The 9922-nt window shown below is 68.7% G+C and carries 9 protein-coding genes; 1 reads left to right on the top strand and 8 read right to left on the bottom strand.

Going from position 1 to position 9922, the window contains the following annotated elements:
- Positions 1 to 466 precede the first annotated feature (466 nt).
- The 7 genes from U9978_RS23245 to U9978_RS23215 all read right to left on the bottom strand — a co-directional run bounded on the left by U9978_RS23245 (position 467) and on the right by U9978_RS23215 (position 8903).
- Positions 467 to 1987 carry a hypothetical protein gene (locus U9978_RS23245; RefSeq protein ID WP_322763276.1) on the bottom strand — a complete coding sequence of 507 codons (1521 nt, stop codon included), beginning with the start codon at positions 1985 to 1987 and terminating at the stop codon, positions 467 to 469.
- Positions 1988 to 2505: 518 nt separating this feature from the next.
- Entirely contained in the window at positions 2506 to 4152 is a 1647-nt protein-coding gene (gene pruA / locus U9978_RS23240) for an L-glutamate gamma-semialdehyde dehydrogenase (protein ID WP_322763275.1), read from the bottom strand.
- 93 nt (positions 4153 to 4245) lie between these two features.
- The gene (locus U9978_RS23235; RefSeq protein WP_322763277.1) at positions 4246 to 4743 is read right to left on the bottom strand and encodes a DUF6912 family protein; all 498 of its coding nucleotides are present in this window, start codon (positions 4741 to 4743) and stop codon (positions 4246 to 4248) included.
- Between the two features lie 90 nt (positions 4744 to 4833).
- Entirely contained in the window at positions 4834 to 5811 is a 978-nt protein-coding gene (locus U9978_RS23230; protein WP_322763274.1) for a patatin-like phospholipase family protein, read from the bottom strand.
- Positions 5812 to 5919: 108 nt separating this feature from the next.
- The gene (locus tag U9978_RS23225) at positions 5920 to 6414 is read right to left on the bottom strand and encodes a transcriptional regulator (RefSeq protein WP_322751650.1); all 495 of its coding nucleotides are present in this window, start codon (positions 6412 to 6414) and stop codon (positions 5920 to 5922) included.
- A 402-nt stretch (positions 6415 to 6816) separates the two neighbouring features.
- A complete protein-coding gene (locus U9978_RS23220) occupies positions 6817 to 8130 on the bottom strand; it encodes an AAA family ATPase (protein ID WP_322763273.1) in 1314 nt (437 codons plus the stop codon).
- The gene (locus U9978_RS23215; RefSeq protein ID WP_322763272.1) at positions 8127 to 8903 is read right to left on the bottom strand and encodes an SAF domain-containing protein; all 777 of its coding nucleotides are present in this window, start codon (positions 8901 to 8903) and stop codon (positions 8127 to 8129) included. The genes U9978_RS23220 and U9978_RS23215 overlap by 4 nt, the downstream gene beginning before the upstream one ends.
- Positions 8904 to 9196: 293 nt before the next feature.
- Between U9978_RS23215 and U9978_RS23210 the strand changes: the two genes are divergently transcribed.
- The gene (locus U9978_RS23210; protein ID WP_322750217.1) at positions 9197 to 9445 is read left to right on the top strand and encodes a helix-turn-helix domain-containing protein; all 249 of its coding nucleotides are present in this window, start codon (positions 9197 to 9199) and stop codon (positions 9443 to 9445) included.
- Positions 9446 to 9525: 80 nt separating this feature from the next.
- Here U9978_RS23210 and U9978_RS23205 read toward each other — a convergent pair.
- Positions 9526 to 9922, bottom strand: a 397-nt coding sequence (locus U9978_RS23205) for a hypothetical protein (RefSeq protein WP_322763271.1), incomplete at its 5' end; no start/stop codon positions are given.

Here is a 9922-nt window from a genome sequence, read left to right as displayed (position 1 = left end):
CCCCGGGCCACCGGCTTCCCCGGAGCACCGGCAGTGCGTGGATCGTGTCCACCCAGCTTCCGTCTATATTTTCACAACCATCGCATCCCACCCACACCGGCCCACGAACACCCCCCACCAGAAAGAAATGATCATGCTTTCTACTGAGCAGTCATTGCGTTTGGAGCGCCCGGCAATAAGAGCGCCCGGCAATAGGGGCGTGGATCAAGGAGCGGGGCTGGGGCACGTAGATCGCAAGGCGGCGGAGGGAGACACCGGAGGTTATGGGTGTCGTCTGACCGTTTCCATGAACCGGGGGAACGCCCACCCCGACCGCCGTCGCGAGCGCCACCATCCAGAACAATCGTCTGGTGACGCCGGAACTCAAAGATCGGTGGTGACACTCCGTCAACGCAGTTCCGGTTGTACGCCGCGCCGGCGAGCCATGCAATGCGATCAGGTGGACAACGGCAACGCGCGCACCGGATCAGGCCACATTTCCATGGTGACGCTCGTACAGAGAACGCGCCTGGCCCACCCAGTCATCCGAGACAAGCCGATCACCAAACCCGTCGAGTGCCCGGACGAGGCCGTCGACCCCGTCCTCGTCAAGCTCGGCAAGCTGGCGGAAGCTCGCGATGCCGAACGCGTAGAGGCGCGCTTCCACAACCGGGCCGATCCCCACGATCTCTTTGAGATTGTCCCGTCGGGCTCCGGCATCCGCTGCCGGTATGGGCAGGGAGAAGGACCCGTACCCACCGGAGGCCGTCAGTGTGGCGAGCGCGACCGAGCCGGGCAGGAGACCGTGGGACTGATCAGCCGGCTCGCCCGGTACAGGCCGGGCGGTCTGCACCGGGACCACATCGGCGAGAGCAGGGTCCTTCCCGTCAAAGACGAAATCGTCGGCATCGCGGTCATGCTCCCGCCCGTATCCGTATCCGTATCCGTATCCGGGCTCGGGCTCGGGCTCGGGCTCGGGCTCGGGCTCCGGAACCGTCCCGGTGTCGTCTGTGCTGACCGGGACATCCTCACGTCCGTCCGGTGTGTTCCCGGGGTCGGCACCGTTCACGCTGTGCTCAATCGGGCCGATCCGAGCCAGCAGTCGAACCTTTTCCGCCGCCCACTCGGCCTGATGACGATCGAGCCTGGTCGTCATCGTCGCGACCTGACGCTGCGCGTCCTCCGCCTCGGTTCGGACCATCGCCAACCGGGATGAGAACTTCGCCGCCCGGCCTTCGGCCTCGGCGAGCTGAACCCGCAGCTGCGCGGCCTCAGCGACGAGCGCCTCGGTGGCACCGCCGTCCGCGTGCCCGTTGGCCTGGGCCGCCACGAGTGCGACCAGACCGGATCTCTCGCCGGGGTCGGCGTCCTCCGACGGACCATCCGGGGAACCAGCCGACGAACCAAGCGGGGAACCTGCCGCATGCAGCGCCGCCCGAACGACCGGGACCGCACGAACGGGCATTCTGGTCTGTCCGTTGGCCAGCCCGTGGGCCTCAGCGTCGGCGAGCGCCCCTTCGATCGTCCGCACCCGCCGGCCCGCAGCGAGGACCTGGCGCTCCACCGCGGCGACCCGCTGCTCGGACTGGGCCGCCTGCTGCTCGGCGGCGCTCAGCCGCGCCGTGAGTGCCGCCTTCTCCAACGCCCACTCGTCGTCCTGACGGCGAAGACGCACGCTCAGTTCCGTGACGAGGACCGCCGCATCTGCCGTCGTGTCACGGCCCGCCGAACCCCGATCACCATCGGTGCCGGCCACCTCGGTGCCGGCCACCTCGGTGCCGCTCGCCCGCGACGCGGACCCGCCGGGCGCGACCGCGGCGCTGCCTGCCCGGTCGTCCGCCACGGGCTGCTGGGCCGCGCCCGGCACGACGTAGCCGGCGGCGAGGGCGCGGCGCGCCTCCTCGGTCTGGCGACGCATCGGGCTGATCAGGAACACCCAGGCCAGCAGCACACCGATGACAAGCGCCGCCGCGACGAACACCAGGATCTGGCCGGCAAGGTAGAGCACGAGCGATCAGCCTCCTTCCCGCGGTGTGCTCCGTCTAGATCCACACCGGTACGGGTGACAGCCTCCGACGTCGTCCGAGGATACGATGATCAATATCAAGGTCTTCCGCGGGTGCGGCGGGCACACCCGTAATCCTCCACAAAGTATCGCGAAGGACAGCAGCGATCTTTCCTACCGGCACCGGACCATCCCGGCGTGGGACGCGGTCAACAAACTTGATCATCGATCAGGGCGTCCCGCCGACGGCGTGAAAACCCACGATCGCGCCAGCCAAGGTCCCTATCGGCCGCCAGCTCTCCGAGGTGAAAGGCAGAACAGCGTGGCTGTCGCTCCCGGTAACGAACCATTGCACAGCCATGTTTCAGACGTCCAGTTCCTACCGGACAACCAACCGGCAACGGATGTGGTCCGGGCGTCCGCCGCCGGCACGACACCATCCGATCCACCGCCCCAGCCACCACCCGAGACACCGCCCGAGACACCGTTTACATGCCCCGTCGACGCACATTGTGGATCTTTCAGGCCATATGTGGATAGGCCACTGTTCGCGGCGGGTCGAAGGTCTCCTTGAGTGCCCGTGGAGAGACCCACCGCAGCAGGTTCAGCTCGGAACCCGCCTTGTCATTGGTACCGCTCGCACGGGACCCACCGAACGGCTGCCGGCCCACCACAGCGCCCGTCGGTTTGTCGTTGAGGTAGAAGTTTCCAGCGCTGTAACGCAATGCCTCGGTGGCCGCGGCGAGGGCGGTCCGGTCGCGGCCGAATACCGCGCCCGTCAGCGCATAAGGCGCGGCATCCGCGACATGCTTCATGACCATGGAAAATGCATCCGAATCCGGCCTCGACCGATCGTCGTACACATGCACCGCGAGGATCGGCCCGAAGTACTCAGCCGTGAACACCTCGTGTGCGGGGTCGGCACACACCACCACGGTCGGTTCCACAAAATACCCGACCCGGTCGTCGGTTCCGCCACCGACGAGGACCGACACCGCCGGATCCGCCCGCAACCGGGCGAGCAGTGCCGCCAGCCGGTCGAATGTCCGTTGGTCGATCACCGCACCGCCGAAAAGGCTCAGGTCCGACACATCGCCATAGGTCACCGCGGCGGTCTCGGCCACCAGGCGGTCCCGCAGGCCCGCCTGCCACATCGAGGCGGGCAGGTAGGCGCGCGACACCGCCGAGCACTTCTGCCCCTGGTACTCGAACGCACCGCGGACGAGGGCGACCAGCACGGCGTCCGGGTCGGCACTGGGATGAACCAGGACGAAGTCCTTGCCACCGGTCTCACCGACCAGCCGCGGGTAGTCACGGTAACCCTCGATCCCGTCCGCGACCGTCCGCCACATCCCGCGAAAGGTGGCGGTGGAGCCGGTGAAATGCACGCCTGCGAGATCACGGTGGCGCAGCGCGACCGCGGAGACAGCCGCGCCGTCCCCGGTGACCATGTTGACCACTCCGGGGGGTAGGCCGGCCTCCGCCAGCAACGACATGGTGTGGTGGGCGGCCAGCTGCTGAGTCGGGCTGGGCTTCCAGACCACCGTGTTACCCATGATCGCTGGGGCGGTCGCCAGGTTCGCCGCGATCGAGGTGAAGTTGAACGGTGTCACCGCGAGGACGAACCCCTCGAGCGGGCGGTAGTCCATGCGGTTCCACGTTCCGGGGGACGATGCCGGCTGCCCGGCGACGATCTCACGGGCGAACGCAACGTTGAAACGCCAGAAATCGATCAGTTCGCAGGCCGCGTCGATCTCCGCCTGGTAACAGCTCTTGCTCTGCCCCAGCATGGTCGCGGCGTTGAGGGTGTCCCGCCACCGCCCTGCGAGCAGCTGCGCCGCCCGCAGAAACACAGCCGCACGGTCGTCCTGGCCCAACTCCCGCCAACCCGGCCCGGCCGCCAGCGCCGCGTCGACGGCGTCGGCGACATCCTGCGGTGCCGCCGCCCGACCCGACCCCAGCACCAACGCATGCCGGTGCGGGGCCGGCACATCGAACGGCTCGCCCGTTCCCGGACGCGACCTACCCGCGATCACAAGCGGTAGCTCGACGTGGTCATCGGCCATCCCGGTGAGCGCCGTTTGCAGGCGGTCACGCCACGTGCTGCGCGGCGCGTAGTCGCGGGCCGGTTCGTTCACCGGCTCCGGAACGACCGTGACGGCATCCATCCGTGCCACCCCTTGACTATGCGCCCGCTTGACCATGTGCCGCTTGTCTGTGCGCCGATCAACTATGCGCCCCGGCCCCGCGACGCCGCATCCCTATTGCCGGTCGCTCTGAAGCAGATCCGCCAGTTCCTGGGTGGCGTACCAGAGCAGTTCATACCCGTCGGCCTCGTCGACCAGGAAGGCCGCGTCCTCGCCGCCGAGGTCGGCCTCCACCACGGCTGCCGCGGCCGCGCCGACGGCGGCGTGGGCATCCGCGCCATCCACGTGGACGGCCCGGACGTCGGCTATCGGCACGGGTACCGTGACCTCGACCACCCCACGATCGAGATCATCACGAATCCGGACATGGTGGTCGTCGACATCCACCGCGAGCACGAGCCGGCGCCGCGGTGCCGTCGGATCGGCATCGAGCAACCTGAGGCTGGACCGGGCCGCCTCAAGGAGCAAGGCGTACTCCATCTCGTCCGTGTCGGACCGGGCATACCACTCCCGAACCGCTCCGGTCACGGCGAAGCCCAGTCCGGCGGGAACCACCCGGTCCGCGAGGACACCCTGAGCCGCCGACAGGGTTGACGCCAGATACACACGCACCATGCCAGTGTGCCGGGCGCAACCCCACCGTCCGACCGGGGGTGGCAGCCGCTCTCGCCCGCCGGTTGAACCGCCGGTCGTACCGGCAGCTCAACCGGCGGCCGCGAGCGGCCCACCCGCAGCGTCTGGCAGCGCCAACGCCGCCGCGCTGGTCTGTAGCGAGGTCTCGAAAACATCGCGGCGGCGGCTGAGGTCCATGACGTTGGCGCCGATGACCGCCAGGTCCGCCGGCCCCGGGCAGATGACCGTGACCTTCGTTCCCGCGGACCGCAGCAGTTCGGCCTCACGCATCACCACCCGGGTCGCCCACCGCCGCATCTGGCGTTCGAGCCGGGCCAGGGCGCCCCGCGGTTGGTCCAGGGCGACGGAGCAGGCAGGGGCGAGCACGAGTACCTCGTCCAGCCCGGCGTCGGTGAGCACGTCCACCGAGGCCGGCGACCTCGTCCCGCCGTCGACGTAGGGCCGTTGACCGATCATGACCGGCGCATACCAGGACGGAATCGCGCAGGAGGCCATCACGGCCTCCGCGAGCGATGCCTGCGGCGCCCCCGGCGAGCCGAACACGACCCGGGTCCCGGTGTCGTAGTCCATGGCGACGATCCACGGTTTCACCCATGCCGGTCGGGTTGCGACAGTACTGCCCGCCGCGGACACGAGCTCGCCGATCGCGGCAAGGGTCCCGCGCCCCTGCGGGAGCAGGGAGACCAGAGCCACCAACGGAGTGACGCTGCGCGGGTGGCGCGCCGATGCGGCCAACAGCCGGCGGGAACCGATCCGCATGCGCGGCCTCGGCGGCAGCGCCGAACCGAGCCGCGTGTAGTCCAGAACCGGATCACCGAACAACGGCCGCCCGTACTCGGAGTTGACCATCGTCTCGACCCCGGTGCCGGTCCCGATCAGAGCGGCGAGTACCGCTCCGGCGGATGTGCCGACGACCATGTCCATGGTGCGGACGTCGATCCCGGTCGTGTCCTCGTATGCGCGCAGCGCGCCGATCATCCATGCCGATCCGAGCACGCCCCCGGCACCCAGGACCAGTCCACGACGGGGCGCCCGTCTGCTAACCATCAGCCACCTCCCGCTGTGCGCGCAACCGTCAGGTGCACGCGATCCCGCCGCCAACCGCCGCACAGGCCTGACGGCGACGACGTGAACGCGCCCGGCTCTGCACCGGCCTTACTCCGAGGGCTCCTCCTCACCGAAACTGGTCTCAAGCACACCCCACACCCGCAGCCGCTCGGCGAACTCCTGCGGTGTGGTGTCGTGCAGGAGGGCCAACGCCCTCAGATCACCGTCCCGGATGGACAGGACCTGCCCGGCGTAGTCGTCCCGCTGGCGCTGAATCTGCGCGACCCAACGCCGCACAAGCGCGGAGGAGTCCGGCGGTGCCTCGGTGAGCTTTTTCAGATTGAGAACGGTACGGGGCCGGTGCTCACGCGGAGGCAACGCCTCCTCGTCCGGCAGAAGTGCCGACACCGGCACGCCGTAGAACGCCGCCAGCTCCGACAGTTGATGGACGCTGATCATCCGATCGCCGCGCTCGTACGAGCCGACTGCCGCGGTCTTCCATCGCCCGCGTGACTTCTGCTCCACCCCCTGCAGCGACATTCCCTGCTGGATCCGTATGGCCCGAAGACGGGCTCCCACGGCCTTGGCGTACTCCCGGCTCACCCGATTACACCCCCTGCCGCCTTGACAGAGCACTTTATGATCATCTCTTGCTCCCGCCTACTGCGATGACGCAGGTGCTCACCCTAACTTGCTGTCATCAAAAATGGTTGGTTGCCCCTTAAATATGCAAAACGTGACCCCCTCGACACAATTGTTACGTTCCGGCAATGATCAGCTCGCCTGTCGGGTCACAACGCCGCCGCCGACGCCGACACGCCGGTCCGAACAGCGAACCGCCCGCGAACCGCTCCTCTTTCCGTACGATCAGTCACCCAGACAGACTGCCCCGGAAACGCGGTCAGTAACCGCTCGACGCGAGGATTAAAAGGACATCTACGAAAAAATACGATATGCACGACCAGGGTCGGTCGCCCGAACCTGTGGCACCTCGTGTGAACACGCTCAGCGACGCGTGGCCGAGCGTCGGCGGCGCCCGCGCACCGGGCGGCCTGCCACCCGCGCGGCAAGTTCGCCGATCGCGAGCCGGGCCGGTGACTGCGGAGCGGCATCACGCAGCAGCTGGCCGGCGGCCTGAGCGGTGTCCATCGCAGCCGTGTCCATGGGCACCAACGCGACCGGCTCCGAGCCGACGTGGCGTACCATCGCGCGAGACACCTCCCGCCGGGCGTCTCCCCCGACGGCCGAGCCGCGCAGCCGGTTCACCACGATCCACGGATCCGTCCCGGGCACGACCTCCCGCAGATCGGACAGGCCGCGGACGAAGCGAACCAGACCCACCGGCTCCGCCGATGCCACGGCCAGGATGGTGTCGGCGGAGCCGAGCACCGCATGGGTCGCCCCGTTACGGCGTGGAGCGGCCGTGTCGAACGACAGCTCCTCGTCCATCTCCAGACAGAACCCACAGTCGACCACGACAAAACTCGCCAGCCGTCGTGCCAGCGCCAGCACCGCATCGATGGACGCCGGTCGAAGCTCCGGCCATCGCGCCGGGCGGGCGATACCGGGCAGGACCCGCAATCCCCCGCCCAGATCCCGGCACAGCACCGCGAGGCGGGGCACGTCCAGGGTGCCCTGGTTCGCCGACCGGGCGGCGGCGGCAAGCCCGGGGGCCTCCTCCAGCAGCCCCACCAGCTGGCCGATCGATCCGCCGTAGACATCGGCGTCGATGAGCAGCGTCGACATTCCCATGCCTGCCAGTTCGGCCGCCAGACACAAGGCCACCGTGGTGCGGCCCGGCGCGCCGGTGGGACCCCAGACCGCGATTACCCGACCGGCGCCGAGTTCCGGCAGGTCGGCGGCCTCCGGCACCGGCACCACTGGCGCCACGGCGGCGAAGCCCGCCATCGGCTCGCTGTAGGCGCCGGCGGGCAGCGCCGCGTGGCCACGGTCGGAAAGCGCTCGGGCCGCCTCCACCACGGCGGCCGCCACCACCTCTGCGGTCGAGTCAGTCGCGATCACCGCTGCGACACCGAGCTGGCGCAGCCTGCGCTCGCCATCCTCGTCGCCCGGCACGATCAACCCGATTGCCGCGACACCGGCGATCGCCAGGCGCGTCAGCGCCTCCCGGTCCAAGCGGCGTAGGTCCGCCGACACCAACGCCGCCCGCGCGGCACCCGTGGTAGCGGCAGCCAGCAGGTCGGGTAGATCCACACACCGCCGGACGACCGTCACCCCGAGGTCACGGCGGTCGAATGCGGTCACGAGCCCGGACTCGACCACCGAGTTGGTGACCGCGGTGAGGATCGGAAGGCTCATTGCCCGTATCCCGGCACGGCGCTGGGACCAGCCCCGCCCACGTCGCCGCGGGCGCCGCGTTCAAGCTTGACGACGTCGACCCGCTCACTTTGAGATGCTGCCACCGCATTGATCGCAAGATCGACTGGAACTCTCAACGTCAAGGAGTGAGCACCACCAGTGAGAGTCTCCCGCGAGATGAACTCGACATCGTGCAGCACCAGAACCTCCGTGCCGCCGCTTCCCACCGCTGATTGGGCTGCCTGCGCGGACTGGCCGGCTTGGAGTGCCGCGCTTGGAGCCACCGTGTTGGAACGCTGGTAGGCGAAGAGATCCACATGATCACCTGGAGCGAGGGACGGTGCCCGACCGTCCTTCACAACCACCGACACCAGCCGTGTCGGGGTGACGTTGCTTCGCACGAAGTCAGCGCCGCTGACCAGTTCCCCGGCTGAGACCGGACGGGCAAGCATCGCCCCGACTATCTCCGAACCACGTTCACCGGGGTAATAACGCTTCGCGGCGTCCAGGCTCAGATACGCCGAGGTCGTGACCAGATCAGCGGCCACCACGACATGCCCGGCCGGGAGGTCCCCCTTCGCCACGACCCAGGCGCGAGTCCTGTCCGCTGTGGCGAACAGGCGTGCACCCAGCACAACGGACACCAACACCAGCAGGACGCCGATGAGCAGGCGGGAATCGCGCCAGCGCGGGCGGGTCAGCCGGCGCCCCGGCGGTGACGGCACCGCCGCCGGCCCCTCGGTACGTGTGGCTGCGGACGTGAGGTCGGTCACCCGGACCTCCAGATGGTTCGTGTCCGGCAGGGCCCGCGACGGCGGCGTCGTTGGCCAGCCAGGAGCTGCTGATTGGCGGACAGCGGGCGCCGCGACACAGACCGGGTGGTCGTGGATGTCCGAGACTCCCTGATCGCCGAGCGTACGTGGTCTGCGACGACAGCCTGGAACCGACCAGCACAATCAGGTGAATGGCAGCAGTTATCCACAAGTAGAGGCATTCACAGGCGATCCGGGCCGCAGAGTCTGATACACAGGGGTCACGACCCATCCATCGCCAGGGAGACAGGCCGATGAACGAGCGCTTCCTTCAGCTCAGCGATGTGGCGGAGATTCTCAACATCTCGTCGAGCCAGACCTACGCGCTGGTCCGCTCCGGCGAACTCCCGGCAATCAAGATCGGTGGGCGCGGGCAGTGGCGGGTGGAGCGCACCGAGCTGGAGGCTTACATCCAGCGGGCATACGAGCAGACCCGCGCGTTCGTGGTCGCCAATCCGCTCGGTCGCGGCGATGCGCCCGCCGACGACCGGTACGCCGACTAACCGACTAGCCGACCATCCGACCATCCGACCAGGCATGTTTTCGAGCGCTAGCTGTCCGGCTCGTACCGAGACACTCCCCGTCAGGGGGTTCGGCGCACGAAGCTGACCGACGACAGCGGGACTGTCCGCACCGCCTGGACCGACCGGGCTCGGCGGAACTCGTCGCCGGGATGTTCGGCGACCTCGACGAAGTCCGCTCCGACCCGGTCGATGGTGCCGGTCACAGCAGTACCGTCCAACACCACAACCGAGCAGACCGAACGATCGCGCACCACGCCACGCAGCGCGTACGGCAGGTCGAGCCGCACGGCCAACGGACCTTCATGGCCAGGTTGGGCCGATACCGCGGTCAGCCCACGCACCCAGAGCACGGAACGGAGTGGAAGCAGCACTTCCTGGGCCGCGGACTCCTGCAGGAGTAACCAGTCCATCCCGAGCACGGCAAGTCGGCCGCCCAGGACCTGACCGGCTTCCCCG

Source organism: Protofrankia sp. Cr2 (assembly GCF_963555885.1).
In the GTDB taxonomy this organism is placed as follows: Bacteria; Actinomycetota; Actinomycetes; order Frankiales; family Frankiaceae; genus Protofrankia.
The sequence above is the reverse complement of the archived record's forward strand: the minus strand, read 5'-3'. Positions and strand labels throughout refer to the sequence as shown.

Excerpts from the sequence above, each read along its gene's own strand:
- pruA (WP_322763275.1), bottom strand. The coding sequence starts at position 4,152 with ATGGATGCCGTCACGGTCGTTCCGGAGCCGGTGAACGAACCGGCCCGC.
- U9978_RS23230 (WP_322763274.1), bottom strand. The coding sequence starts at position 5,811 with ATGGTTAGCAGACGGGCGCCCCGTCGTGGACTGGTCCTGGGTGCCGGG.
- U9978_RS23220 (WP_322763273.1), bottom strand. The coding sequence starts at position 8,130 with ATGAGCCTTCCGATCCTCACCGCGGTCACCAACTCGGTGGTCGAGTCC.
- U9978_RS23210 (WP_322750217.1), top strand. The coding sequence starts at position 9,197 with ATGAACGAGCGCTTCCTTCAGCTCAGCGATGTGGCGGAGATTCTCAAC.